At 69.2% G+C, this 26014-nt stretch carries 23 protein-coding genes and 1 pseudogene; 12 read left to right on the top strand and 12 right to left on the bottom strand.

Annotation, left to right across the window (positions count from 1 at the left end):
* The first annotated feature begins 29 nt into the window (after nucleotides 1-29).
* The 3 genes from KQY30_RS06470 (at nucleotide 30) to KQY30_RS06460 (ending at nucleotide 3102) form a co-directional block, all read left to right on the top strand.
* Entirely contained in the window at nucleotides 30-965 is a 936-nt protein-coding gene (locus tag KQY30_RS06470; protein ID WP_217305988.1) for an oxidoreductase, read from the top strand.
* Nucleotides 966-1074: 109 nt separating this feature from the next.
* The gene (locus tag KQY30_RS06465) at nucleotides 1075-1779 is read left to right on the top strand and encodes a helix-turn-helix domain-containing protein (RefSeq protein ID WP_217305987.1); all 705 of its coding nucleotides are present in this window, start codon (nucleotides 1075-1077) and stop codon (nucleotides 1777-1779) included.
* A gap of 234 nt (nucleotides 1780-2013) precedes the next feature.
* Nucleotides 2014-3102 carry an SMP-30/gluconolactonase/LRE family protein gene (locus tag KQY30_RS06460; RefSeq protein ID WP_217305986.1) on the top strand — a complete coding sequence of 363 codons (1089 nt, stop codon included), beginning with the start codon at nucleotides 2014-2016 and terminating at the stop codon, nucleotides 3100-3102.
* Nucleotides 3103-3137: 35 nt separating this feature from the next.
* Here the strand turns inward: KQY30_RS06460 and KQY30_RS06455 are convergent, their stop codons facing one another.
* On the bottom strand, nucleotides 3138-3731 hold the full coding sequence (locus KQY30_RS06455; RefSeq protein ID WP_254406976.1) for a DUF421 domain-containing protein: 594 nt from the start codon (nucleotides 3729-3731) through the stop codon (nucleotides 3138-3140).
* 232 nt (nucleotides 3732-3963) lie between these two features.
* Between KQY30_RS06455 and KQY30_RS06450 the strand changes: the two genes are divergently transcribed.
* From KQY30_RS06450 to KQY30_RS37090, 4 genes are all read left to right on the top strand, one after another.
* Nucleotides 3964-5130 carry an NAD-dependent formate dehydrogenase gene (locus tag KQY30_RS06450; protein ID WP_217305985.1) on the top strand — a complete coding sequence of 389 codons (1167 nt, stop codon included), beginning with the start codon at nucleotides 3964-3966 and terminating at the stop codon, nucleotides 5128-5130.
* A 92-nt stretch (nucleotides 5131-5222) separates the two neighbouring features.
* Nucleotides 5223-6125: an alpha/beta fold hydrolase gene (locus KQY30_RS06445; protein WP_217305984.1), complete on the top strand. Its 903-nt coding sequence runs from the start codon at nucleotides 5223-5225 to the stop codon at nucleotides 6123-6125.
* Nucleotides 6126-6328: 203 nt separating this feature from the next.
* A complete protein-coding gene (locus KQY30_RS06440) occupies nucleotides 6329-7681 on the top strand; it encodes a Dyp-type peroxidase (RefSeq protein WP_254406975.1) in 1353 nt (450 codons plus the stop codon).
* Nucleotides 7682-7738: 57 nt separating this feature from the next.
* Entirely contained in the window at nucleotides 7739-8815 is a 1077-nt protein-coding gene (locus tag KQY30_RS37090; protein ID WP_217305983.1) for a beta-propeller fold lactonase family protein, read from the top strand.
* A 79-nt stretch (nucleotides 8816-8894) separates the two neighbouring features.
* Here the strand turns inward: KQY30_RS37090 and KQY30_RS06430 are convergent, their stop codons facing one another.
* From KQY30_RS06430 to KQY30_RS06415, 4 genes are all read right to left on the bottom strand, one after another.
* Nucleotides 8895-9893 (bottom strand): cytochrome d ubiquinol oxidase subunit II, encoded by a 999-nt coding sequence (locus tag KQY30_RS06430; RefSeq protein ID WP_217305981.1) that lies wholly within the window; start codon nucleotides 9891-9893, stop codon nucleotides 8895-8897.
* On the bottom strand, nucleotides 9890-11338 hold the full coding sequence (locus KQY30_RS06425; protein WP_217305980.1) for a cytochrome ubiquinol oxidase subunit I: 1449 nt from the start codon (nucleotides 11336-11338) through the stop codon (nucleotides 9890-9892). Before KQY30_RS06425 ends, KQY30_RS06430 begins: the two co-directional genes overlap by 4 nt.
* Before the next feature lie 123 nt (nucleotides 11339-11461).
* A complete protein-coding gene (gene fumC, locus KQY30_RS06420; RefSeq protein WP_254406974.1) occupies nucleotides 11462-12904 on the bottom strand; it encodes a class II fumarate hydratase in 1443 nt (480 codons plus the stop codon).
* Nucleotides 12905-12954: 50 nt separating this feature from the next.
* Nucleotides 12955-14658 carry an NAD-dependent malic enzyme gene (locus KQY30_RS06415; RefSeq protein ID WP_302185302.1) on the bottom strand — a complete coding sequence of 568 codons (1704 nt, stop codon included), beginning with the start codon at nucleotides 14656-14658 and terminating at the stop codon, nucleotides 12955-12957.
* 148 nt (nucleotides 14659-14806) lie between these two features.
* On the opposite strand from KQY30_RS06415, the gene KQY30_RS06410 reads away from it, so the two are divergent.
* The gene (locus tag KQY30_RS06410; RefSeq protein WP_217305977.1) at nucleotides 14807-16315 is read left to right on the top strand and encodes an AlkA N-terminal domain-containing protein; all 1509 of its coding nucleotides are present in this window, start codon (nucleotides 14807-14809) and stop codon (nucleotides 16313-16315) included.
* A 70-nt stretch (nucleotides 16316-16385) separates the two neighbouring features.
* A complete protein-coding gene (locus tag KQY30_RS06405) occupies nucleotides 16386-16901 on the top strand; it encodes a methylated-DNA--[protein]-cysteine S-methyltransferase (protein WP_217305976.1) in 516 nt (171 codons plus the stop codon).
* Nucleotides 16902-16906: 5 nt separating this feature from the next.
* Here KQY30_RS06405 and KQY30_RS06400 read toward each other — a convergent pair whose 3' ends face one another.
* The 3 genes from KQY30_RS06400 to KQY30_RS06390 all read right to left on the bottom strand — a co-directional run bounded on the left by KQY30_RS06400 (nucleotide 16907) and on the right by KQY30_RS06390 (nucleotide 19577).
* Nucleotides 16907-17644: a Sir2 family NAD-dependent protein deacetylase gene (locus KQY30_RS06400; protein ID WP_217305975.1), complete on the bottom strand. Its 738-nt coding sequence runs from the start codon at nucleotides 17642-17644 to the stop codon at nucleotides 16907-16909.
* A gap of 76 nt (nucleotides 17645-17720) precedes the next feature.
* The gene (locus tag KQY30_RS06395; RefSeq protein WP_217305974.1) at nucleotides 17721-18920 is read right to left on the bottom strand and encodes a hypothetical protein; all 1200 of its coding nucleotides are present in this window, start codon (nucleotides 18918-18920) and stop codon (nucleotides 17721-17723) included.
* 153 nt (nucleotides 18921-19073) lie between these two features.
* Complete coding sequence (locus KQY30_RS06390; RefSeq protein ID WP_254406973.1) at nucleotides 19074-19577, bottom strand: NUDIX hydrolase; 504 nt, start codon at nucleotides 19575-19577, stop codon at nucleotides 19074-19076.
* A gap of 76 nt (nucleotides 19578-19653) precedes the next feature.
* Between KQY30_RS06390 and KQY30_RS06385 the strand changes: the two genes are divergently transcribed.
* The 3 genes and pseudogenes from KQY30_RS06385 to KQY30_RS36235 all read left to right on the top strand — a co-directional run.
* Nucleotides 19654-20808 carry a glycerate kinase gene (locus KQY30_RS06385; RefSeq protein ID WP_217305972.1) on the top strand — a complete coding sequence of 385 codons (1155 nt, stop codon included), beginning with the start codon at nucleotides 19654-19656 and terminating at the stop codon, nucleotides 20806-20808.
* A gap of 340 nt (nucleotides 20809-21148) precedes the next feature.
* Nucleotides 21149-22270 carry a peptidoglycan bridge formation glycyltransferase FemA/FemB family protein gene (locus KQY30_RS06380; RefSeq protein WP_217305971.1) on the top strand — a complete coding sequence of 374 codons (1122 nt, stop codon included), beginning with the start codon at nucleotides 21149-21151 and terminating at the stop codon, nucleotides 22268-22270.
* A gap of 137 nt (nucleotides 22271-22407) precedes the next feature.
* Nucleotides 22408-22518: pseudogene (locus KQY30_RS36235) on the top strand (GNAT family N-acetyltransferase); the annotation flags it as partial.
* Nucleotides 22519-22619: 101 nt separating this feature from the next.
* Here the strand turns inward: KQY30_RS36235 and pssA are convergent.
* The 4 genes from pssA to KQY30_RS06360 form a co-directional block, all read right to left on the bottom strand.
* A complete protein-coding gene (gene pssA / locus KQY30_RS06375; protein WP_217310791.1) occupies nucleotides 22620-23474 on the bottom strand; it encodes a CDP-diacylglycerol--serine O-phosphatidyltransferase in 855 nt (284 codons plus the stop codon).
* Nucleotides 23467-24114 carry a phosphatidylserine decarboxylase gene (locus tag KQY30_RS06370; protein ID WP_217305970.1) on the bottom strand — a complete coding sequence of 216 codons (648 nt, stop codon included), beginning with the start codon at nucleotides 24112-24114 and terminating at the stop codon, nucleotides 23467-23469. Before KQY30_RS06370 ends, pssA begins: the two co-directional genes overlap by 8 nt.
* Before the next feature lie 180 nt (nucleotides 24115-24294).
* On the bottom strand, nucleotides 24295-25500 hold the full coding sequence (locus tag KQY30_RS06365) for an acyl-CoA dehydrogenase family protein (RefSeq protein WP_217305969.1): 1206 nt from the start codon (nucleotides 25498-25500) through the stop codon (nucleotides 24295-24297).
* A gap of 7 nt (nucleotides 25501-25507) precedes the next feature.
* Entirely contained in the window at nucleotides 25508-26014 is a 507-nt protein-coding gene (locus tag KQY30_RS06360) for a MaoC family dehydratase (RefSeq protein WP_217310789.1), read from the bottom strand.

The following is a 26014-nucleotide window of genomic DNA, read 5'->3' as shown; positions in this document are numbered from 1 at the left end:
ACGGACGCTCCGATTCTAGTGGAGGACATATGCCCAGTCAGCGTTGGACCGCAGCCCGCATACCTGACCAGCAGGGCAGAACCGCTGTCGTCACCGGCGCCGGCTCAGGGATAGGTTTCGAAGCGGCTCGAGCGCTGGCTCTTCGCGGGGCGACCGTGGTGCTGGCGGTGCGCGATTTGGAAAAGGGCAACCGCGCACGCGCGAGGATCACCGGCGAAACGCCCCAGGCGCGGGTGGAGGTGCAGCGGCTGGACCTGTCGTCGCTTGCCTCCGTGAGGGCGGCGGCGGAGGACTTGCGGGCCGCGCATCCACGCCTCGACCTGCTCATCAACAATGCCGGGGTCATGCGTGTCCCGCAGCGGACCACGGTCGACGGATTCGAGCTGCATTTCGGCACCAACCACCTGGGGCATTTCGCTCTCACCGGTCTGTTGATCGACCGGATGCTCGACGTACCGGGTTCACGTGTCGTCACGGTCAGCAGCGCTGATGAGCGCAGGACCGACGGCAGGGTGGCGGAGGACGTTCACTGGACCGCCCGGCAATACAGCACAACGGGTGCGTACGCGCAGTCGAAGCTGGCGAACATCATGTTCACGTACGAACTCCAGCGGCGCCTCTCCGGCCGGAGCGGACCCGTGGCGCTCGCCGCACACCCCGGCGGTTCGGACACGGAAGGGGCCCGCAGGACGATCGGCGGTTTCAGCCCCGTTCTTCGCGCGGCGTTCGCCGTGGTCGTTCGCCCGCTCCTGTTCCAGTCCTCCGAACAGGGCGCGTGGCCCGCCCTTCGCGCCGCCACCGACCCTGATGCCGTGGGGGGCCAGTACTACGGCCCGGGCGGATTCCTGGAAAGCAAGGGACACCCGAAGGTCGTCCGATCGAGCAAGGAATCCCATGACACGGCGATCCAGGCACGCCTCTGGGAACTCTCCGAGGAACTCACCCAGGTGAAGTTTCCGATATGACCGTGAGCGCCGCTGCCGCTGCCCGTGCACGGCTCGCACCAGCACCGTCCTAGCGGTCTCTGTACTGCGGCGATGCTTGCCGTGACCGGGCGCATGAGAGGCTTCCTTCATGGACGGAGTGTTGCCGAACATAGCGGCGGGCACGCCCGGTACCGAGTCGGCGCGCGCCGTCATAGGCAGCGCCTTCGACTTGCTCACCGCGTTGCGTGAGCTCGGAGCTGCCCGCACCAGTGACCTTCAGCGAGCCTGCGGCCTGCCACGCACGACGGTGTCCCGGCTTCTCGGCCAACTCGCGGACGTCGGCGCGGTCGAACGCAACGGTGCCTGGTGGCGCATCGGCGCCACCCTCGTCCAGCTCGGTTCGGCGGCCCCGGGCGAGCCCCGGCTGCGCGCGGTGGCCCGGCGGCCGCTCATGGAACTCGCAAAGGTGACCGGCGGGCTGGTCGCGCTCAGCGTCGAAGTGCCGCGTGGCGGACTGATCGTCGAGGTCCTGCCGGGCGTACGGCCACTGGCCGTCGAGCCGGCCCCCGGGATGGCGGTGCGTGACGGCCTGCCGACCGCCACCGGGCTCAGGACTGGACGGCTGGCCCTTATCCGTGCCCAGGACGCGGCCCACTCGGGGGACATGCGCCCCGTGCTGGACGCGGGTGAGGCGGACCCGTATGTCAGTTGTGTCGCCGCCCCACTGCGGATTTCGCCGCGCGACACCGGTGCGGTGTCCGTGATGGTGCCGGGCGGCGACGGCGTCTCGGACCACGTGGTCGCGGCGACCCGGCGCACGGCGGGCCTGATCACAAGGGGGCTGCCGCGTTAGGTGGTGGCCGCATCTTCGGTGTCCGAGCATCGGGTAGCCCTTGCTCGGGCCATGATCTACGGCCCTGCGAAAGGAAAGTCGGGTACCGCGAGCCCCATTCCGGAGTGTCCGGAGCGGATATGGGTCGCGAATTCGGCAGACCTGCGGCTTTGTCCATGGGAGCGTAATCTTGGTCATCTGAACGCTGTTCCCGACATGCGAGACCTCCACTGAATCCCCTGTAAGGAGAGATCCATGTCCACTCGATCAACCAATCCGGCACACGTGATCCCTCCCCTGGGGAGCTGGGTGGCCCCGGACTACGAGGTGGTCGCGGAGTTCACCGATCTGATGCCGACGGGCGTCACCGTGACCGATGAGGGGCGAATCTTCGTATCCTTCCCGCGGTGGGGTGACGACGTTCCGTACACCGTCGCCGAAGTGGTGAAGGGCCAGGCCGAGGCCTATCCGAGTGCCGAAATCAATAAATGGGCACCGGGCGGCAGTCCCGACAGTCTCGTTTCCGTGCAGAGTGTGATCACCGATCCCGCAGGACATGTCTGGCTGCTTGACACGGGCAGTCATTCCTTCGCACCGTGGGTCGAGAACGGGCCGAAACTCGTCGAGGTCGATCCCGTTCGCGATCAGGTCGTTCGTATCGTGCGCCTCGACCCCGAGGCGCTGAACTCGACGACCTATCTCAATGATGTGCGTTTCGATTTCTCCCGTGGGACGGCCGGCTACGCGTACGTCACCGATTCCCAGCCCGAGGGCGCACTCATCGTCGTCGACCTCGGATCGGGGCGGAGCTGGAGCCGGCTGAGGGGGAACGTGTCCACCAGGGCGACGGACGGCTTCCGCGCGATCGTCCAAGGTGTGGTGCGGGAGAATTACGCAGTCGGCGCCGACGGAATCGCGATCAGTGCGGACGGTTCCCTTCTGTACTACTGCCCGCTCTCCGGCCGGCGTCTCTACAGCGTGCCGACCAGTGCCCTGATCGATCGCTCGCTCGGCGACGAGCAAGTCGCCGCGACCGTCGTGGACTTGGGCGACAAATGTGCCTCCGACGGGCTGGAGTCGGACACCGCCGGCAACGTCTACGCGACAGCCTACGAACACAGCGCCGTCCTCAAACGTGCCCCGGACGGTGACTGGTCGACGCTTCTGCACGCTCCCGCTCTGCTGTGGCCGGACACGCTGGCCGTGGCCGCGGACGGCTATCTCTATGTCAGCGTGAACCAGTTGCCCAGAACGCCGCTGTTCAACGACAACGTCGACGACCGCATACCCCCGTACCAGATCGTCCGTGTCCACATCGGCGCGCACCCCATCCGCCTGACCTGAGGCAGGGGAACGAGAGCGGCTCTGCTCGGCCCTCTTCAATCGGCCTTTGGGGTACGGGCGTTCAGAAGGTCTTCGATGGTGATGAGCCGGCGTTCCAGTTCGTCGATGTCGCTCCGGGTCGCGCTCCTCTCCTCCCGCCGAAGTACGACGACAAGTCGTCCGTCCGGCTCCAGGCGGGAGTGGGCGACGCTGCTGATCTCGCTGCCGGTCTGTTTGCGTACGGCGTCGCTCAGTTCATCGGAACGCAATCCGAGACGTTTGATCGCCTTCCGTACGGGCTTTCCGTCCTCGATAACCGTGGTCGGAGTTCCTTCGATGATGTGAGCGACCCGCTCGTCGACCGCCAGCCAGCGGTTGATGGCGGCATTGGCCGCGACCAATGTGACGGCACCGATGACGCCGCCTGTCACACTGAGATCATCCCCGATGATCGCATTCTGGACGACATTCGACAGAAGGAAGATGACGACGAAGTCAAATGCGTTGAGGTCTGCGAGGCCGCGCTTTCCCGTGAGGCGGAACAGCACCAGAATGAGGACATACACCAGCAGCGTCCGAGCTACTTTTTCGACGACCGTGATGTGTAGTTCGAAAATATCATCCCACATTTCAGACGCCTCTCCGCTCACGTCAATCGGCTGCGCACACAGCACGCAGGGTGGCCATCGCCCGTCCGACGGGAATACACCGCACCACAGTGCACCATGCCGCTCCGGCCAGGAACGCAGCTCGCCCGTTTGCGTGCGTGGCACCCGCCTCTTTAGATGGATGGAGAAGAAGTTCACAGGATGCTTCGGGCTGCCCGGGATCCGCTCGGGATCAAGGCATCCGCAACTACGCCGAACGGTCAAGGAGATCGGTATGTCCAAGATCGTATGTGTGCTGTATGACGACCCCGTCGACGGATATCCTCCGACGTACGCCCGGAACTCGATCCCCGAGATCAAAAGATATCCGGGCGGGCAGACAGTCCCGACACCGCACGACATCGACTTCGTTCCGGGCCATCTCCTGGGCTGTGTCTCGGGCGAGCTGGGCCTGCGCCCCTTCCTTGAAAAAGAGGGCCACACCCTGGTGGTCACCAGCGACAAGGAAGGGCCCGACTCGGTCCTCGACCGCGAACTGCCCGATGCGGACGTCGTGATCTCCCAGCCCTTCTGGCCCGCCTATCTGACGGCGGAGCGCATGGCGAGGGCCCCCAGGCTCAAGCTGGCGATCACGGCGGGAATCGGATCCGACCACGTCGACCTCGAAGCGGCCATGGAACACGGTGTCACCGTCGCCGAGATCACCTACAGCAACAGCATCAGCGTCGCGGAGCACACGGTGATGCAGATCCTCGCGATGGTGCGCAACTACATCCCCTCCTATCAGTGGGTCATCAAGGGCGGCTGGAACATCGCCGACTGCGTCGAACGCTCCTACGACCTCGAAGCCATGAACGTGGGAATCTTCGCGGCCGGACGGATCGGCCGAGCCGTCATGCGCCGGCTCAAGCCGTTCGGTGTGAACCTCCACTACAGCTCCCGCCACCGGCGTACCGAACTGGAGGAGGAACTCGACCTCACCTATCACCAGGACATCCGCTCGATGGTGCGGGTGTGCGATGTCATCTCCATCCACGCGCCGCTCGTACCGGCCACCGAGGAACTGTTCGACGACGAGCTCATCGGCTCGATGAAGAGGGGCTCCTACATCGTCAACCCGGCCCGGGCGGAGATCGTCGACCGCGACGCGGTGGTCCGCGCCCTCCGGAGCGGCCAACTCGCCGGATACGCGGGGGACGTGTGGTTCCCCCAGCCCCCGCCCGCCGACCACCCCTGGCGCACCATGCCCCACCACGGGATGACACCGCACATGTCGGGCTCGTCGCTCCCGGCGCAGGCCCGGTACGCCGCCGGAACGAGGGAGATCCTGGAGTGCTGGCTGGAGGGCCGTCCGATCCGTGACGAGTACCTCATCGTCCAGGGCGGCAAGCTCGTCGGCACGGGAGCGCGCTCGTACAGCACCGAGAACAACAAGACGTAACGGTCCGCACAGGCATACGGGTTGACCGCGGCCGGGGTACGTTCCGTCGATAAATGGGTGCGCGTGGACGGGCCATGCGGGAAACTTCCGGCATGCCGATCACTGAAGCCTCGCCCGGAGTGTCCATCGCGTACGAGACTTTCGGGGACCGCTCCGATCCGGCTGTCCTGCTTGTGATGGGCTTCAGCGCTCAATTGATCGCCTGGCACCAGGACTTCTGCCGCGCCCTCGCGGAACGTGGCCGCTATGTGATCCGGTACGACAACCGCGACTGCGGGCTGTCCACCAAGTTCGACGATCACCCCGTCGACATGGGCCGACTCATCAGCACGGTGAGCTCGGGAGACATCGCCGCGGCCTCCGCGATGGTGCCCTACACACTCCAGGACATGGCCGACGACGGCCTCGGTCTGCTCACAGCTCTTGGAATCGAACAAGCTCATGTGGTCGGATCCTCGATGGGCGGCATGATCGCCCAGACCATGGCCATCAGCCGGCCGACGCGAGTGCTGACCCTCACATCGATGATGTCGTCGACCGGCGAGCCCGAGTACGGGCACTCCAGCGCCGAGGCCCGAGCAGTGCTCTCCAGTCCGAAGCCAGCGGATCGCGAAGGCTACATCGCGGCAGCGGAACGGGAGATGGTGTGGGCCTCCAAGAAGTACGGCAACCCCGCGTTTCTCCGTGAGCTGGCAGCCAAGAGCTACGACCGCGCCTACTACCCCGCCGGAGCCGGGCGGCAAATGGGAGCGATGGTCCTCGGGGGCTCACGCGCGGAGGCACTCCGCGAACTGCGCATGCCGACCCTGGTCATTCATGGCCTGGACGACACCTTGATCGACCCCAGTGGCGGGAGGCGCACCGCCGAACTGGTCCCCGGAGCGAAGCTTCTGCTGCTCGCCGACATGGGGCACGACCGCCCCCGCGAACTCTGGCCCGAGATCATCGAAGCCTTGGACGCGCACACCGGTATCTCCCAGGGCGAGGCGCCGTAGCCACGCGGCGGACGAATCACCTGGTACTGATCTTCACTCCCTCGGGGCAGTACGCCAGGTGACTTCGTGTGCCCGGAACGGGGGCCGGGGGCCCTCGCGGACACGGGCGGGGCAGGGGTGTGCCCGGCCGCGGTGGCGATGGCGGGTGGCCGGGGCGGCCGGTACGTTCGGCGCAAGGCGGTCCCGTCCCAGGAGGGAACCGTATGACCGAGAACCGACAGCCCCGCCCCGCGGCCCCGCGCGATCCCATGGCCCCGCACGAGCCCGGAGCGGCGTACCCGGCAGGAGAGTGTCCGGCCGGATTCTTCGCCCGGCGTTCCTTCCTCCAGGGCACGGTCGCCGCGGGTCTCGCCGGAGCGGCGGGGGCCGGTCTGCTGGACGGTTCCGGTGCCACTGCCCTCGCCGCCACCGCCGTCCCGGCCCGCACCGCCGTCCGGGACAGCAAGCCGATCCCGTTCCACGGCTATCACCAGGCCGGCATCGTGACCCTTCCGCAGCGGGACGTGACCTTCATGGCGTTCGATGTGACCGCCGACGACCGCCAGGCACTCACCGACCTCTTCCGCACCCTGACCTCACGGGCCCGTTTTCTCACCGCGGGCGGCACACCGCCCAGGACACCGCCGGACAAGCCCCCCTCCGACAACGGCATCCTCGGCCCCGAGATACCGGTGAGCGATCTGACCGTCACCGTCGCCCTCGGCGCGAGCCTCTTCGACGGCCGGTACGGACTGGCCTCCCGCAAGCCGGTCCAGCTCGTCACCATGAAGGCGTTCGCCCACGACGACCTGGATCCCGCCCTCTCCCAGGGCGACATGCTCGTACAGATCTGTGCGACGAACCGCGACACCACCGTGCACGCGCTGCTCGACCTCCTGACCCACACCAGCGGCGGTATGAAGGAGCGCTGGCGCATCAACGGCACGCGCAATCCGTCGCGCCCTGTCGGTGTCCCCCGCGACTGGTTCGGCTTCAAGGACGGCATCGCCAACCCGGACCTCAATGACACCGCCCAGCTCAACCAGGAGGTCTGGGTCCAGCCGCACACCGACGAGCCCGGCTGGGCGGCCGGCGGTACGTACCAGGTGGTGCGCATCGTGCACTTCAAGCTCGAAGAGTGGCAGAAGCTGACCGTCGCCCAGCAGGAGCGGATTTTCGGGCGGCGCAAGGCCAGCGGCGCCCCCATGTACGCCACGGATCCCAACGCCTCGGACCAGCTCGACCCCATCTACACCAATGACCCGCAGGGCCTGATCACCCCGCTGAACTCCCATGTGCGGCTGGCCAATCCGCAGACCCCGGAGACCGCGTCGACCAGTGCCATCCTGCGCCGCAGCTATGACTACGACCGCAGCCCGGACGTACGCGGCGGGCTCGACCTGGGCCATGCGTTCTGCTGCTTCCAGCGTGAGCTCAACACGTATATCGCCATGCAGACCCGTCTGGAGGGCGAGGCGCTGGTGCCCTACATCACGCCGCAGGGCGGCGGCTACTTCTTCGCCCTGCCCGGTGTCCGTGACAGCCAGGACTACTACGCACGTGGCCTCCTCGTCTGACCGCCGCCCACGGACCGGCCCCGGTCACGACCACGGCCCAGCCCCGCAGGAGGCACCATGCAGAACCCGCACCCGCACCGGCACTCGCACGCGCGGCACTCGCACCCGCGGCGCACGAAGGCGCTCCGGCCGGTCATGGGGACTGCCACCGGGACAGTCGTCGCACTCCTGCTCGCCTCCTGTTCCGCGGCCGGCCCCGTACGGCAGGACCCGGTCGCGGTGCCCTCCGCCGGCGCACCGAAGGGCGCCGGGAGCCGGGTCTATGTGACCAATCAGCTCGACAACACGGTCTCCGTGATCGACACCACGACCCGCAAGGTCACCGCCACCGTCCCGGCCGGCACCGGCCCCGAAGGCATCGCCCTCGCCCCGGACGGCAAACACGCGTACATCGCCAACAGCGAGTCCGCCAGGGTGTCGGTGCTCGACACCCGGACCCACAAGATCGCCGCGACCCCGTCCGTCGGCAAGAACCCCAGCGGTGTCGCGCTGACCCCGGACGGCCGCACCCTCTATGTCACCAACGGCGGTGCGAACAGTGTCTCCGTGCTCGACACCCGCACCAACCGGGTCACCGCGACCGTTCCGGTCGGTGTCTCCCCGGTGGGCGTGGCAGTGGCGCGCGACGGCGCCACGGCCTATGTCGCCAACTCCGGCTCGGCCAGTGTCTCGGTGATCGACACCCGTACGCGCCGAGTCGTCCGTACCCTCCCGGCGGGCAGTTTTCCGGTGGCTGTCGCCGTCGGCGCGGACGGCCGGTCGGTGTATGTCGCCAACGAGGTGGCCGCCCGGGTCTCGGTCCTCTCCATCCGCACCGGCAAGGTCACGGCCACCGTGCCGGTCGGCGAGGGAGTCTTCGACGTGGCCCTCGCACCGGACGGGAAGAGGCTGTACGTCGCCGTGCTCGGCCCGGGCGACGTGTCCGTGATCGACACAGGCTCCCACCGGGTCGTCGGGACCGTCCATGTGGGCCCTCCGGGAACCGACCCGTTCAATGTCGAGGCCACCTCCGGCGCGGTCTATGTCACCGACCAGGGCGCGGGCACGCTGTCCGTCATCGACCCGGCGACCCTCAAGGTCACCTCGACCATCACCCTCGGCAACAGCCCGTACGGCGTGGCGGCCGCCCCCTGACGACCTCGCCGCATCAGAAGCCCCGGGGCCCCCAAGACCTCAAGCCCCAAGACCCCAAGCCCGCGAAGTTCCCGGAGCCTCAGGACCGGGTCTCCAGCCTGCCACGGTTCTGCAGCACGTACAGCAGAGCCAGCGAAGGCGCGATCAGCGCACCCGCCGCCACGGCGACCCCCGTGAGCACCCACAACGTGGGCGTCGGTGCCGCCGCCTCGTCGATACGGAGATGAGTCCCCAGCAGATACGGGTACTGCGCCACGCCCCAGCCGCACACCACCGTCGCCACCGCCAGCGTGGCCAGCGCGCGCAGGGCCACCGGCCGCTCGCTCCTGAGCAGGGCGAGACTGGCCAGCCCGCAGAGCGCCGAAATGATCAGCAGCGCCAGTCCACGATGGCTCAAGTCGTGGAACAGACGCGGGGAATCGGCCTGGAGAACGAAGATCCCGGCCAGCCCGACCGCGCCGGTGACGACCCCCGCGAGCAGCGCCCGGCGCCGGAAGTACGCTTCGAGCTCCGGGCTGTGGTTCTGCGCCGCCGAGACGGTCAGATACACCGCCGCGAGATAGGCGCACACCGCCACGGCCAGCACCCCGCCGAGCGCCGAGGTCGGATTGTTCCAGCTCGTCAGCGGATCACCGGCGCCGGCGGTGGGCACCCGTCCCGACGCGATGGCACCGGCCACACTGCCGAAGCAGTACGGCGTGAGCACCGAGGACGCCGCGAACGCCACGCCGTAGATCCGCTGCTCCGGCGTACGCATCGACGCCTTGCGGAAGGCGAAGCCCGCGCCCCTCAGCACAATGCCCAGGGCGGCGAGGCCCAGCGGGATGTACAGCGTCGTGGTGATGGCCGTGAACGCGGGAGGGAAGGCGCTCCACAGCATGACCAGGCAGTAGATCAGCCAGGTGTGATTGGCCTCCCACACGGGACCGATCGACACGTCGATCAGCTTGCGGGGTCTGCTGCCGCGCGCCGCCCCGCCGGCCGTCAGATCCCAGAATCCGGCGCCGAAGTCCGCCCCGCCGAACAGCGCGTAGGCGATGACGCCGAGGAACAGCAGGACCGACACGGTGTCGCTCATGCCCGCCCGTCCTCTCCCGCGTTCGTGTCGGTGAGCGGCCGTACGGGACCGTACGGCACGTCGAGACCCTCGTCCCGCTCGTCCCCGCCGGCTCTCCACCGCCGGCTCAGGGACCGCAGGATCAGTACGGCACTGGTGCCCACCGCGAAATAGATGGCCAGCGCCGCGGCGAAGAACGGCCAGACATTGCCCTGGGTCGTCACCGCGTCCCTGGTCAGCAGCATGCCGACGACGGTCCAGGGCTGCCGCCCGACCTCGGTGACCACCCAGCCGCTCTCCAGGCACACCACGGCGACGATTCCGCTCACCGCGGCGCATCTCAGGAACCACCGGTTCCTCGGCACCTCCCGCTTGCGCCACCACAGCCACGCGAACCAGAGCGCGAGGGCGAGTAGCGCGAACGCCGTTCCCACCATCACATCGAACGCGAGATGCACCACGCTGACCGCCGAGTCGTCCGGGCGTACCGAGGGCGGGATCGCGTCGAGTCCGCGGATCTCCGTCGACGGACTGAACCCGGCGAGGAGCGACGCCACGTCCGGGATCCTCAGCCCGTACCGCACCTCGCCGTCGATCAGCACGCCGCCGATCGTCTCGGGCACATGGCGCCCGGTGTCGGGAAGCAGTTCGACCGCGGCGAACTTCGCCGGTTCGTCCTGGAAGACCTGACGCGCGACCACATCGCCGACATAGATCTGTACGGGCATGACTACGGCGGCCACGACGAATCCGATGAGGAAGCCCTGCCGGTGGTAGTGGTCGCGCCGCCCCCGCAGCATGCCGACCGCGTAGACACTGGCCACGAAGAACCCGGCGACGATGTAGGAGGCGAGCATCATGTGCACCGTCTCGAACCAGAAGGCGCCGTTGAAGAACACCTCGGCCGGGCGGACCTCCACGATCCGGCCGCCCCGCATGGTGATCCCGCCCGGCTGGTTCATCCAACTGTTGGCCGCGACGACGGCGGCCGTACCGCCCATGCTCGCCAGGACCACGGGAACGCCCGTCCAGAAGTGCGTCCAGGGCGGAAGCCGCTTCCAGCCGTAGATATAGATCGAGACGAAGATCGCTTCCAGGAAGAAGAAGATGCCTTCGATCGCGAACGGGAAACCGAAGGCGGCGCCGTACCGGCCCATCAGCCCGGGCCACAGCAGGCCGAGTTCGAAGCTCAGCACTGTGCCCGTGATTGCTCCGACGGCGAGCAGTACGGCGGCTACCTTCGACCAGCGCTGTGCGAGGAGCAGGGCCTGCTCGTCGTTGTGGCGCAGACCGCGGTAGTTGGCGATGAGCATCAGGGCGGTGAGCGCTACCCCGAACGGTACGAGGATGATGTGGAAGCCCAGTGTGAAGGCCATCTGCTCCCGGGCGGGCAGCAGTTGGGGCGGGTCGCCGGCCGAGGCCGCGGCCCGGACCAGGATCCCGGCGGCGTGAGCGGAGGATGGCATTCCTGCATCGTCCACGGGCCGGTCGGCCCGGTACCCCGGCGACACGGACCGGCGGTGAGCGACACCCGTTCAGATGACCGGGACCCGCCGGGGGCGCCGGCCGGGGAACGTCGGCGCCGCGCGTCAGTCCCGGAGCCCGGCCATCTTGCGGGGGTCGATCACGCGGTCGTACTCCTCCGCCGTGAGATAGCCGCTGGCCAGGGCCGTCTCGCGCAGGGTGGCGCCCCGCTCGGCGGCGCGGTGGGCGATCTCGCTGGCCCGGTCGTATCCGATCTCGGGGGAGAGCGCGGTGACGAGCATCAGGGAGCGGGAGACATCCTCCTCGATACGGTCGCGGTGGAGTTCCGCGCCCTCGACGCAGTACACACGCAGCTTCTCGCTCGCGTCCCCGAGGATCCGGGCGCTGTGCAGCACATTGCTGATGATGACCGGGCGCATCGCGTTGAGTTCGAAGTTGCCCTGGCTGGCGGCGAGCGCGACCGCGCTGTCCTCGGCGAGCACCTGGATACAGACCATGACCATGGCCTCGCACTGCGTCGGGTTGATCTTGCCCGGCATGATCGAACTGCCGGGCTCGTTGGCGGGCAGGGCCAGTTCGCCGAGGCCGCAGCGCGGGCCCGAGGCCAGCCAGCGCAGATCGTTGGCGATCTTCATCAGCGGTACGGCGACCGCGCGCAGCCCGGCCGAGGCGGCGGCCATCGCGTCGAGCCCGCCCTGGGCGGCGAAGTGGTTGGCGGCGACCGTGAAGGGCCGCCCGGTCAGCTCCGCCAGTTCGGTGGCGACCGCGGCGCCGAAGTGCTCGGGCGCGTTGAGGCCGGTGCCGACCGCCGTCCCGCCGATCGCCAGCTCGTGGAGCGCGGGCAGGGTGGCGCGTACCCGCTCATGGGCGTCGGTGAGCTGCGAAGCGTAGCCGGACCACTCCTGGCCGACGGTGAGCGGGACCGCGTCCTGGAGGTGGGTACGGCCGACCTTGACGACATCCCGCCAGGCGGCGGCCTTCGCCGAGATCGCCTCGGTGAGCGTGGCCAGCGAAGGCAGCAGTTCGTCGTGCAGCGCCCGCACGGTGGCGATGTGCATCGCGGTGGGGAAGGTGTCGTTCGAGGATTGCCCCATGTTGACGTGGTCGTTGGGGTGGATCGGGGTACGCGAGCCGAGGGTGCCGCCGACGAGCTGGATGGCCCGGTTGCTGATGACCTCGTTGACATTCATATTGCTCTGCGTGCCCGAGCCGGTCTGCCAGACATAGAGCGGGAAGTGCGCGTCGAGATCGCCGGCGATCACCTCGTCGGCGACCTTCGCGATCAGATCCCGGCGCCAGCCGGACAGCCGCCCGTCCCGGCCGTTGACCAGGGCGGCGGCCTTCTTGACATAGCCGTAGGCGTGGTAGACGGCCTTGGGCATCCGGTCGTCGCCGATCGAGAAATGGATGAGGGAACGCTGGGTCTGCGCGCCCCAGTACCGGTCCGCGGGCACCTCGATCGTGCCGAGCGAGTCACGCTCGGTACGGGTGCCCCGGGCGTCGATACCGATGGGCAGATTCCGTACCACCGGCCCGTGTCCGTCCACATGCCCATGCCCGTGCGCATGCCGACGCCCGCCTGCGCGCCCGCGCCAGTTCATCGGGCACCGCCTCCGTCCGGGCTCCGGCCTCGGCCGTAGCCTCCGTCCGCCAGGCCCGGCAGTGGCCCGTACCGCGGCTGCCACATCGCGTCCTGCACGGCCTGCACCAGGTTCTCCGGACGGTTCTCGGCGACCCCCTCGGTGATCGCGGCCCGCGCGACGGCGACGGCCACGGTGGCGGAGGAGGCACGCAGATCGGCCACCGGCGGCAGCAGGGCCGCGCCCGGCGCCCCCACCCGCGCCTGGTCCGCGACGGCCTCGGCGGCGGCGAGCAGCATGCCCGGAGTGACCCGGCGGGCGCGGGACACGATGGTGCCCAGACCGAGCCCGGGGTAGAGCAGGGCGTTGTTGGCCTGCCCGATCACATGCCGTACGCCCTTCAGATCGACGGGGCCGACCGGGATGCCCGCGGTGGTCAGCGCCCTGCCGTCGGTCCAGGCGAGGATGTCGGAGGGCATCGCCTCGATCCGCTCGGTGGGGTTGGACAGCGGGAAGATCACCGGCCGCTCGACATGCCGGGCCATCTCCGTCACCACCTCCTGGGTGAAGGCTCCGGGGACGGTGGAGGTGCCGATCAGGATGGTGGGCCGTACATTGCGTACGGTCGCCGCCAGGCCGATCGTGCCGTTGTCGGCCCAGCCCTCCGCCTCCGAGGCCGGCCGGGCGTAACCGCGCTGGTAGTCGCGCAGATCGTCCATGTCGTCGGTGAGCAGGCCCTGCTTGTCGATCAGCCATACCCGGCGCACCGCGTCGTCCCGGTCCAGGCCGTCGCGGACCATCGCCTCCACGAGCTGGTCGGCGATCCCCACCCCGGCGGTGCCCGCGCCGAACACCACCAGCCGCTGGTCCCTGAACGGTGTTCCGGTGACCTTCAGCGCCGAGACGACGGCCGCGAGGGTGATCGCGCCGGTGCCCTGCAGATCGTCGTTGAAGATCCGGTAGCGGCCGGCGTTCTGCTCCAGGATCCGGCGGGCGTTGTCCGGGCCGAAGTCCTCGAAGTGCAGCAGGGCGTGCGGGAACAGCTCGGCGGCCGTCTCCAGATAGGAAGCGACGAACTCGTCGTAGAGCTTTCCGCGCGTGCGGCTGCGCCGTACGCCGAGGTAGAGCGGGTCGTCGAGCAGCGTCTCGTTGTCGGTGCCCACGTCCAGTACGACCGGGATGCAGCGGTCCGGGTGCAGGCCGGCCGCCGCGGTGTAGACGGCGAGCTTGCCCACCGAGATCTGCACCCCGTTGACGCCCCAGTCGCCGATTCCGAGGATCTCCTGCGCGTCGGTGACCACCAGCATGTCCACATCGTCAGGACCGAGCCCCTGGTGTTCGAGGGCGGGCCGGATGTCCTGCGGATGGTCGATGGACAGATAGACGCCGCGCGGGCGGCGGAACTCATGGCTGTACCGCTTGATCGCGTCGCCCACCGTGGGGTCGTAGACAATGGGCAGCAGCTCGGCGAGATGATCGGCGAGGACGCGGTAGTACAGCACCTCGTTACGGTCGTGGAGCTGCTCCAGATACACGTTCTTGGCCAGCGCGTCGGGCTGCCTCTGAAGCTGTTCGTACGCGCGCTGAAGCTGCTCGTCCAGGGACAGCACCGCGTCGGGCAGCCGTCCCACCAGCTCCAGCCTCGCGCGCTCCTCGGCGGTGAACGCGGTGCCGCGGTTGGTGAGGGGGTCGGACATGACAGGGGGCAGGGCCTGGGACACGGGAGCGCTCCTCGGAGAGGGTCTCATCGAAGATCGGTCATGTCTTCTATGGTCGTCCCCGGCCGCCGGACTCGCGCGGCAGGGGGCTCGGACCTTGATGTCGGATTCCTGCCAGCCCGACGGGCCCGAGTGGCGGATGCTGGAGCTCATGTACACCGATACCGAGCGCTGCGTACGGGCCGTGAGGTCCAAGGACGCGCGGTTCGACGGCTGGTTCTTCACCGCGGTGCTGACCACCCGCATCTACTGCCGGCCGAGCTGTCCGGTCGTACCGCCCAAGGCCGAGAACATGACCTTCTACCCGAGCGCGGCCGCCTGTCAGCAGGCCGGGTTCCGGGCCTGCAAGCGGTGCAGGCCCGACACCAGCCCCGGCTCCCCGGAGTGGAACGCCCGCGCCGACGCCGTCGCCCGTGCCATGCGGCTCATCCAGGACGGGGTCGTCGACCGCGAGGGCGTTCCCGGTCTGGCCGGGCGGCTCGGGTACTCCGCCCGGCAGATCGAACGGCAGCTGCTGGCCGAGCTGGGGGCCGGGCCGCTCGCGCTGGCGCGCGCCCAGCGGGCCCAGACCGCGCGCGTGCTGATCGAGACGACGGCGCTGCCGATGGCCGAGGTCGCCTTCGCCGCGGGCTTCGCGTCCATCCGTGCCTTCAACGACACCGTCCGAGAGGTCTTCGCGCTGTCGCCGAGCGAGCTGCGTACGCGCGCGTCACGTGGCGCGCGAAGCACTCACGGCGGGCGCGGCACGAGGGCTCCGGAGCAGCAGGGCACCCGCGGAGTCATCTCGCTCCGACTGCCCTTCCGCGCGCCCCTCAACCCCGACAACCTCTTCGGTCATCTCGTCGCGACCGCCGTCCCCGGAGTCGAGGAGTGGCGCGACGGCGCGTACCGGCGCACGCTCTCCCTGCCGTACGGGCATGGCATCGTCGCCCTCTCGCCGCGCCCCGACCACATCGCCTGCCGGCTCTCCCTCACCGACCCGCGCGATCTCACCCTCGCGATCAGTAGCTGCCGCCGGATGCTCGACCTGGACGCCGATCCGGTCGCCGTCGACGAGGAACTGCGCGCCGATCCGCAGCTCGCCCCGCTGGTCGACAAGGCGCCGGGGCGGCGGGTGCCCCGTACCGTCGACGCGGCGGAGTTCGCCGTACGGGCCGTCCTCGGCCAGCAGGTCTCCACCGCCGCGGCCCGCACCCACGCCGCCCGGCTCGTCACCGCGCACGGAGTGCCGGTCGACGACCCCGAGGGCGGGCTGACGCATCTCTTCCCGGCCCCCGAGGCGCTGGCCGGACTCGACCCGGAGGCACTGGCCCTGCCGCGCACCCGGCGTACCACCCTCATCACCCTCGTTGCCGCGCTCGCCGACGGTTCGCTGCGGCTCGGCGCCGACAGCGACTGGGAGCGGGCGCGCGAGCAGCTCACCGCCCTGCCGGGGTTCGGGCCCTGGACGGTCGAGGCGATCGCGATGCGCGCGCTGGGCGACCCGGACGCGTTTCTGCCGACCGATCTCGGCGTCCGCCGGGCCGCCGACCGGCTCGGTCTGCCGTCCACCCCGGCCGCGCTCACCAAGCGCGCGGCGGCCTGGCGGCCGTGGCGGGCGTATGCCGTGCAGTATCTCTGGGCGACGGATGACCATGCCATCAACCGCCTTCCCGTATAAGCGCGTTCCTTTTCTACAAGCACTTCAACCCGGTAAGTGTGTTCAGTCCGGCAAGCAAGGATCTACCCTCATGACCACCACACACATCACGCACACCGTGATCGACAGTCCGTACGGACCGCTGACACTCGTCGCGGCCGACGGCGTCCTCAAGGGCCTCTACATGGCCGGGCAGCGGCACCGGCCGCCCGAGGAGGACTTCGGCGAGCCCGACCCCCGGCCCTTCGCCGAGGCCGTGCGCCAGCTCACCGCGTACTTCGACGGAGAGCTGACGGAGTTCGAACTGCCGCTGCGGCTCGACGGCACCCCGTTCCAGCGCAGCGTCTGGGACCAGCTCCGGAAGATCCCGTACGGCGAGACGCGCTCGTACGGTGACCTCGCCGAGTTCCTCGGCAAGCCGGGCGCCTCGCGCGCGGTGGGGCTGGCCAACGGCAAGAACCCGATCGGCATCATCGTGCCGTGCCACCGGGTGATCGGTTCGACGGGCAGCCTCACCGGCTACGGCGGCGGACTCGACCGCAAGCAGCGGCTGCTGGCCTTCGAGGGAGCGGCGACCGGGGTTCCGGCCACCGCCACCCTGTTCTGACCGGATCAGTTCTGATCGGGCCGGTCGCCGCGGTACCTCGTCAGCAGCGCGGGCAGCGCCGTACCGATCGGCTCGCGGATGATCTCGTGGGCGCGGTCGTCGTACGGCGTCGGCTCGGCGTTCACCACGATCAGCAGGGCCCCGTGATCGGCGGCGATCCCCGCCAGCGAGGCAGCGGGCTGCACCTGAAGGGTCGTACCGACCACGATGAACACCTCGCACGCCTTCGCGATCGCCACCGCCTGCGCCAGCACCTCGGGGTCGAGCCGCTCCCCGAACATCACCGTGGCCGACTTCAGGATCCCGCCGCACGCCAGGCAGCGCGGATCCTCCTCGCCCGCCGCGACCCGGCCCAGCGCCTCCTTCATCGACGACCGCACATGGCATCCGGTGCAGACGATCTCCCGTGCGGTGCCGTGCAGTTCGAGGACCTTGCGGGCCGGCATCCCGGCGAGCTGGTGCAGCCCGTCGACATTCTGGGTGATCACCCGGACCGCCGTCCCCGACCGGCTCAGCTCCGCCACCGCGCGATGCGCCCCGTTGGGCTCGGCACGCAGTGTGGGACTGTCGCTCCGCATCCGCCAGGACCGGCGCCGGATCTCCGGATCCGTCATGTACAGGTCGTACGTGACAAGCTTCTCCGCCCCGGGATCGCGGCGCCACAGCCCGTTCGGACCGCGGTAGTCGGGGATGCCGGAGTCGGTGGAGATCCCGGCGCCGCTGAGGATCGCGACGAGAGTCATACGGCGAGCGTACGCAGCGGGGTCCGCGCGCGGCGAACGAATTGGCCCGGCACGGGTCCTTGGCCGAATCCGTGCGTCAGGAGGCGACAGGCTCGCCCACGGCGGTGAAGGGCGTCGGCGTACGGCCCGTCCAGCGGTGCATCACGGCGCGGCCCGTCTGGAGTGTGGCACCGCCGTCCTGGACCGTACCGGTCTCGGCGAGGTAGTAGCGGCCGTCGTCGAGCGAGACCAGCCCGTACTGGCCCGCCGACTCCCAGCCGTACACCCCGGTCGGCGCGTGATGCAGGCCGCGGGGCAGCAGCGACAGCAACTGTCCGCGTTCCGGGCGCTGTTGGCCACGCACGGTGCCGAGGGTGGCGCGCTTCGATCCGTCGACCACGAAGAGGGAGTAGTTGGGGAACCGTGTCTTCGTGCCCTTGTACACGGCCAGCAGCCAGTCGCCGCTGTGTGCGTCGTACTCCAGATTCTGTACGCCGTAGGTGGTGTTGCCGGTGTACGCGAAGTATTTGCCGTCGGGCGCGGCCGGGCCGCTGGTGTGCGGCGCGGACTCGGTGAGCGGCCTCTCGTACTTCCGCCAGCGCCGGACGTCGTACTGGAGCAGCACCTGATGATCGTTGTCCCGGCGGTCGGTGTTGGCGTACACCCCGTACGCGACGGTCAGCCGGACACCGCCGCGCCGGTCGAAGGCGGGGCCGAACGCGACGCCGTCGATACCGCTGCATCCGTACCGGTGGTCGGGGGTCTTCGCGATGTCACCGTCGAAGACCCCGTCGCGGTTCATGTCGGCCGTGTAGTCCTTGACCACTTCCTTGAGATGGACCGTGGAGACCACGCCGGTGGACTGGGCGTCCATGTTCATCCGGGTGATGCGGTCTCCGTCGAAGATCGCGACGTAGAAGGCCTTCGCGGCCTTGTACTCCAGCGAGCCGTAGATCCGGCCGTCCTGCGCGTTGAGGTCCAGATCACCGAGATGACCGGTGAAGCCGGTGACCGAGCCGAGGGGTGTGCCGCGCAGGTCGGTCTTCACCAGGAGGTTGGTGAAGGAGAAGTACATGTGGCCCTTGCCGCGGTCGATGGCCATGCCCTGGAGATGACCCGACCGCCAGGCACCGCCGTCGACGGCGGCCGGCAGCACGGGAGGCCTGGTTGCCGGGCCCCGGTCCTGGGCGTGCGCCACACCCCCGCCCCCGCTTCCGGCGAAGGAGACCGACACGGCGACCAGAGATGTGAGCAGGGCCGCCAGCCGGCCGCGGGTCTGGCTTCGCAGGCTTCGCATGAGTCCTCCGGGGATCGCGGGACTCAAGAATCATGCCGGGCAGGGGAGTTCGGCGGGGCAATGCCGGGCGAACATGGCGCATAAGCGTCACGCACCCGTATCGGTCCCCGGCCGACGGCGGCGCGGGGGCACACCCGCGCCCGCGCTCCTCGGTCAGGGCGTGCCCGGAGGGAGGCCGTTCTCCAGTTCCACCGTGCCCGCGCCCGACTCCACCACGTCGAGCGCCGCCTGTACCCGCAGGCCGAGCGAGCCCAGGAGGTACGCCGGGATCTCCTCGCGGTCGAGCAGGCGCCACGACAGCAGCTCCTCCTCCTGGAGCCGGATCGCCGCGAGCTGCCGCTCGGCCAGCACCCCGCCGTCGTACAGATACACCGCGATCGGCGGCCGGGCCTTGCCCGGTACCCAGTCGACGGCCAGCAGCCGCCCCGGTTCGATGTCCAGGCCGATCTCTTCGAGCGTCTCGCGGCGGGCACCCGAGCGCGGGGTCTCGCCGTCGTCGGACTCGACGGTCCCGCCGGGCAGCGCCCAGCCGTCCCGGTAGTTGGGCTCGACGATCAGCACACGCCCCCCGGCATCCCTGAACAGCATGGCGGCGCCGGCGAGTACTCGCGGAAGACCCGCGATGTACGCGGCGTATTCGGTATCCGTATCGGTCACACGGGCAGCCTAAAGGCTGCCCAGGTGGATAGGGTCGGGGAGGCGCGACTGCCTGTTCGAGAGCAGAGGGATTCAAGTGACGGACGGAGCAGTAACCGAGGTCGCACGCGTACTGGTCGCGGCGGACAAGTTCAAGGGGTCCCTCACGGCCCTGGAGGTCGCGGAGCGGGTGACGGCCGGGCTGCACCGGGTCGCCCCCGACGCGGTGGTCGAGACCCTGCCGGTCGCGGACGGCGGCGACGGCACTGTCGCGGCGGCCGTTGCGGCCGGTTTCGAACAGCGTGAGGTACGGGTCACGGGACCGCTCGGCGACGAGCTGACCGCGGCGTATGCCCTGCGGGACGGTACGGCCGTCATCGAGATGGCCGAGGCGTCCGGCCTCCAGCACCTCCCCGCGGGCGTCTTCGCCCCGCTGACCGCGACGACCCGCGGCTCCGGCGAGCTGCTGCGCGCGGCGCTCGACGCGGGCGCGCGGACCGTCGTCTTCGGGGTGGGCGGCAGCGCCACCACGGACGGCGGCGCGGGCATGCTCGCCGCGCTCGGCGCGCGTTTCCTGGACGCGCACGGACAGCCCGTCGGGCCGGGCGGCGGCGGGCTGCGGGACCTCGCCACCGCCGATCTGTCCGGCCTGGACGGGCGGCTCGCCACGACGGAGATCGTCCTCGCCAGCGATGTCGACAACCCCCTGACCGGGCCCAAGGGCGCCCCCGCCGTCTACGGCCCGCAGAAGGGCGCGAGCCCCGAGGACGTGGCCGTGCTCGACGCGGCGCTCACCCACTACACGACGGTGCTGGAGGCGGCCGTCGGCTCCCGCGCCGCCACTCTGGCGCTCTCGCCCGGCGCGGGCGCGGCGGGCGGCATCGGGTACGGCGCGCTGGTCGGCCTCGGCGCGGGCTTCCGGCCCGGGATCGAGGTGATGCTCGACGTGCTGGGCTTCGCGCCCGCGCTGGCCCGGGCGACCCTCGTGATCACCGGCGAGGGCTCGCTGGACGAGCAGACCCTGCACGGCAAGGCCCCTGCGGGGGTCGCGGCGGCGGCCCGGGCACGCGGCATCGAGGTCATCGCGGTCTGCGGCCGGCTGGCCCTGCCCCCGGAGGCGCTGGGCCGCGCGGGCATCCGCCGCGCGTACGCCCTCACGGAACTGGAACCGGACCCGGCGGTCTGCATGGCGCAGGCGGGGCCTCTGCTGGAACGCCTGGCGACAAGGATCGCGACGGACTTCTTGACCTGAGTCGGCCCGGCCGGGCCTGCGGCCGGAGCCCTGCGGAGTCGGCCCCTACCGGAAGGGCACCCGGCGCCGGGGCCGGCGCTTCCGTCCTCAAACGCCGGACGGGCTGGAAGTGGCTGCGGTCCGGCCCATGGGGTGCCGGGGTCGGCCTTGGCGCCGTGCCGTCTCCGTACTCAATACGCCCGACGGGCTGGAAGTGGCGACCGGGGTGGTCGTGCGTCACGCCCTGAGGTGTGTCCTCGTCCGCCCCCGCGCGTGTCCGGCCCGCCCCCGCGTGTGCGGCACGTATGACTTAGAGGTCTGCTGACCACAGGCCCGCGTGCCGAGCGAAGGAGCACTCCCCATGGGCTACCGCCTGAAGACGATCAAACGCGACGAACATCTGGCCTTCGTCCGGGCCAGACCCTCGATCAGCCATATGCAGGTTCCCGCGTGGGGCGACGTCAAGCCGGACTGGCGGGCGGAGAGCCTCGGGTGGTTCGACGAGCGGTCGCGCATCATCGGCGCGGGGCTCGTCCTCTACCGGCCGGTGCCGAAGATCAAGCGGTATCTCGCCTATCTGCCCGAGGGACCCGCCATCGACTGGTTCGCGCCGGACCTGGCGCGGTGGTTCCATCCGCTACTGGCCCACCTCAAGTCCCGCGGCGCCTTCTCGGTGAAGATGGGCCCGCCCGTCGTCGCCCGCCGCTGGAAGGCGGACGCGGTCAAGGCGGCCATCGCCGACCCCGAGATCCGCCGGCTGCGCGATGTCACGCCCAGCATGGAGGAACGCCGCGCCTACGCGATCACCGACCGGCTGCACCGGATGGGCTGGCGGCAGAGCGACGACGGAGCGGACGACGGCTTCAGCGCCGGCCAGCCGCGCCATGTCTTCCAGGTGCCCCTCGCCGGGCGGACCCTGGACGAGATCCAGAGCGGCTTCAACCAGCAGTGGCGGCGCAACATCAAGAAGGCCGAGAAGGCCGGCGTCAAAGTGGAGCGCGGCGGCTACGAGGACCTGCCGGTCTTCTACGAGCTGTACCGCGAGACCGCCGAACGCGATCAGTTCCTGCCGCGCCCGCTGACGTACTTCCAGGGCATGTGGACCGCGCTGATCAAGGAGGACCCCGACCGTATGCGGCTCTATCTCGCCCATCACGAGGGCGAGGTCCTGTCCGCGGCCACCATGCTCACCGTCGGCGACCACTCCTGGTACTCGTACGGCGCGTCCACCGGCCGCAGGCGAGAGGTGCAGCCGAACAACGCCATCCAGTGGCGCATGATGTGCGACGCCCATGAGCGGGGCGCGCGCGTGTACGACCTGCGGGGCATCACCGACACCCTCGACGAGAGCAACCATCTCCTCGGTCTTCTCCGCTTCAAGGCGGGCACGGGCGGCGAGGCCGTCGAGTATCTCGGCGAGTGGGACTACCCGCTGAACAAGCTGCTGCACAAGGCGCTCGACCTCTATATGGCACGGCGCTGAACAGCCACGGCGCCGAGCGGCGCGCTGCAGGCTCCGCCGACTCTGTCGGCTCCGCCATAGGGACGACGCGGCCCGCCGGGACCCCGGCCGGGCCGCGCGGCGCCCCTCCCGGCCGATGCCCCGCCGAGGCGGAGGCGCTGAACGCGCTTGTGCCGCGCTCCATGGCTCACTGGGGATATGACGAAGCGTTCCTGGCCTCATGCCGCGAGGAACTCACCATCCGGGCCACCGATATGACGGCCCGTCGGATCGGGCGAAGAACCGGGCGAAGCCGAGAGGGCCCCGGGTGCGTGTCGCACCCGGGGCCCTCAACGACTCGTCCACCGCGGTGGAATGTACCGCTGTCGAATTACGGGAGCTGAGCCGCCCGCGCCTCGCGGCGGTTGTCGCGGAACGTGTTCACCCGCCGTGCCGTGGCGAACAGCGGAATGACCGCGCCCGTCACGACCTGGAGCGCACAGCCCGTCTGGAGCAGCAACTGCCCGCCGGGGGCGTCGAACGCCCACGCGGCCAGCAGTGCCATCGCGGCCACGATCCAGCTCAGCATCGCCACCGCGAGAATGCCCCGCGGCTTCGGATACTCCACACGGCTGACCATCAGCCAGGCCACTCCGACGATCGCCAGCAGCGTCGGTACGAACGGCAGTTCCAGCAGCACGATCGAGATGACCGTCAGCGCGCCGAAGGGGCTCGGCATGCCCTGGAACATTCCGTCCTTCAGGGTCACACAGGAGAATCTCGCCAGCCGCAGCACAACAGCCAGCAGCACCACCACCGCGGCCAGCGCCGACACCCGCTGATGGGCGTCGTCCGCGACCATGCCGTACACCAGCACGAAGTACGCCGGGGCGAGCCCGAAGCTGATCAGGTCCGACAGGTTGTCCAGCTCGGCGCCCATCGGCGAGCTGCGCAGCTTGCGTGCCACGAGCCCGTCGAACAGATCGAAGATGGCCGCGCACAGCATCAGGATCACGGCCGTCGCCGCGGAGTGGCGTGCCATCCCGCTCTCGTCGCTGCCCGTGAGATGGGGGATGAGAATGCCGGTGGTGGTGAAGTAGACGGCCATGAAGCCGCAGGTGGCGTTGCCGAGCGTCAGGGTGTCCGCTATCGACAGCCGCAGTGACAGCGGCATTTCCTCCGCGTCGTCCTCCGCTTCGGCCTCGGCCTCGGTGGCCCAGCCGGCTTGCGTATCAGGATCAATCACGGTCAATTCGAGTCACCCCTGCGGTCGTGGTCTGACCGACCTCGACAGCGACCTCGACACCTTCCGGAAGGTAGATGTCGACGCGCGAGCCGAAACGGATCAGGCCGATGCGCTCGCCCTGTTCCACCTTGGTGCCCTGGGGGATGTACGGGACGATGCGGCGGGCCACAGCGCCCGCGATCTGCACCATCTCGATATCGCCCAGTTCGGTGTCGAAGTGCCAGACAACGCGCTCGTTGTTCTCGCTCTCCTTGTTGAACGCCGGGACGAATCCGCCGGGGATGTGCTCCACCGAGGTCACGGTCCCCGCGAGGGGAGCGCGGTTCACATGGACATTCAGCGGACTCATGAAGATGGCGACCCGGGTGCGCCCGTCCTTCCACGGCATGATGCTCTGCACCACACCGTCGGCCGGGGAGATGACCCGGCCCTGGGTGATCTCACGCTCGGGGTCGCGGAAGAACCACAGCATGCCCGCCGCGAGCGCGGTGGCGGGCACAGCGAGAACAGCGGCACGCCGGGAACGGCGCGCACGGACCAGTCCGATCGCCGCGGTGGCGACGGTGGGCAGGAGCCACGGCGATGCTCCGCGCGCGAGGCGGACCCGGCCGCGTGGTGCAGAGGTTTGGCTGTGGGGCATGGATGACCTTCGTAGCGGATGATGCCGCGCGGGTAACGGGGGACGGCGGCTTTCCAGCGATGGTATCGGTTGCGAGCAGCAACTGAGCAAGCCAGCAGCCGAGTCGAGCGGCCGGAACACAGTGGCTTCCGGCGACGGAGTGTGATGTGTGCGGCGGCCAAATAAGATCAAACGCGACAATCAACTCTGGGCACGGTACTCCTCCAGCAGTCGGCGTCCAATGATCATTTTCTGGATCTCGGCGGTTCCCTCGCCGATCAGCAGCATCGGTGCTTCGCGGTAGAGACGCTCGATCTCGTACTCCTTGGAGAAGCCGTATCCGCCGTGGATACGGAAGGCGTCCTCGACGACTTCCTTGCAGTATTCGGAGGCGAGGTACTTCGCCATCCCTGCCTCCAGGTCGTTTCGTTCGCCGGAGTCCTTTTTGCGCGCCGCGTTCACCATCATCGCATGGGCCGCTTCGACCTTGGTGGCCATCTCGGCAAGCTTGAACTGGATCGCCTGGTGCTGCGCGATGGGCTTGCCGAAGGTGTGACGTTGCTGGGCATATGCCACACCCAGTTCGAAAGCACGCTGTGCGACCCCGCAGCCACGCGCGGCGACATTGACGCGGCCGACCTCGACCCCGTCCATCATTTGGTAAAACCCTCGACCGGTGGTCCCGCCGAGTACCCGATTGGCCGGAATGCGCAGTCCGTCCATGATCAATTCGGTGGTGTCGACCCCCTTGTACCCCATCTTGTCGATCTTCCCGGGGATGGTGAGGCCCGGCCGTACCTCACCGAAGCCGGGCTCCTTCTCGACCAGGAAGGTGCTCATCGACCTGTGCGGGGGCGTCCCCTCCGGATGGCCCTCGTCCGTACGGCACAGCACGGCGACAAGCGTGGAGGTGCCGCCGTTGGTGAGCCACATCTTCTGGCCGTCCAGTACGAAACCGTCGCCGTCCCGTACCCCCTTGGAGGTGATGGCGGAGACGTCCGAGCCGAGACCGGGCTCCGACATCGAGAAGGCGCCACGTACCTCCCCCGCCGCCATCTTCGGCAGGAACGCGTCCTTCTGCTCCTGGGTGCCGTGCTGCTTGAGCATGTACGCCACGATGAAATGGGTGTTGACGATGCCCGAGACGGACATCCACCCCCGGGCGATCTCCTCCACGCAGAGCGCGTAGGTGAGCAGCGACTCGCCCAGACCGCCGTACTCCTCGGGGATCATCAGCCCGAACAGCCCGAGGTCCTTGAGGCCCTCCACGATCCGGGTCGGATACTCGTCGCGGTGTTCCAGCTCCGTGGCGACCGGGAGGATCTCCTTGTCGACGAAGTCCCTCACGGTGGCCAGGATCTCCCGCTGAATGTCGGTCAGCCCGGCGGTCCGGGCGAGTCGGCTCATGGCTGGGTCACTTCTCCCGCGGCTCTGGGCGGCCGGGCTGTTCGCCGCCGCGCTCCTTGACGTACTTCTCGGTCGGCACCATCACCTTGCGGCGGAACACACAGACGACCGTGGAGTCCTGCTTGTACCCCTTGGTCTCCACGTACACGATTCCGCGGTCGCTCTTGGACTTCGAGGGCGTCTTGTCGAGCACGGTCGTCTCGCCGTAGATCGTGTCGCCGTGGAAGGTCGGCGCGAGGTGGCGCAGCGACTCGACCTCCAGATTGGCGATGGCCTTCCCGGAGACGTCCGGCACCGACATGCCCAGCAGCAGCGAGTAGACATAGTTGCCGACGACGACGTTCTTCCCGAAGTCGGTCGTCCGCTCCGCGTAGTTGCTGTCCAGATGGAGCGGATGGTGGTTCATGGTGAGCAGACAGAACAGGTGGTCGTCGTACTCCGTGACCGTCTTGCCGGGCCAGTGCTTGTAGACCGCCCCGATCTCGAACTCCTCGAACGTCCTGCCGAACCGCAT

It is taken from the genome of Streptomyces sp. GMY02 (assembly GCF_019056675.1).
Taxonomy (GTDB): Bacteria; Actinomycetota; Actinomycetes; order Streptomycetales; family Streptomycetaceae; genus Streptomyces; species Streptomyces odonnellii.
Note: the sequence above shows the minus strand (reverse complement) of the source record. Positions and strands in the feature narration are given on the sequence as shown.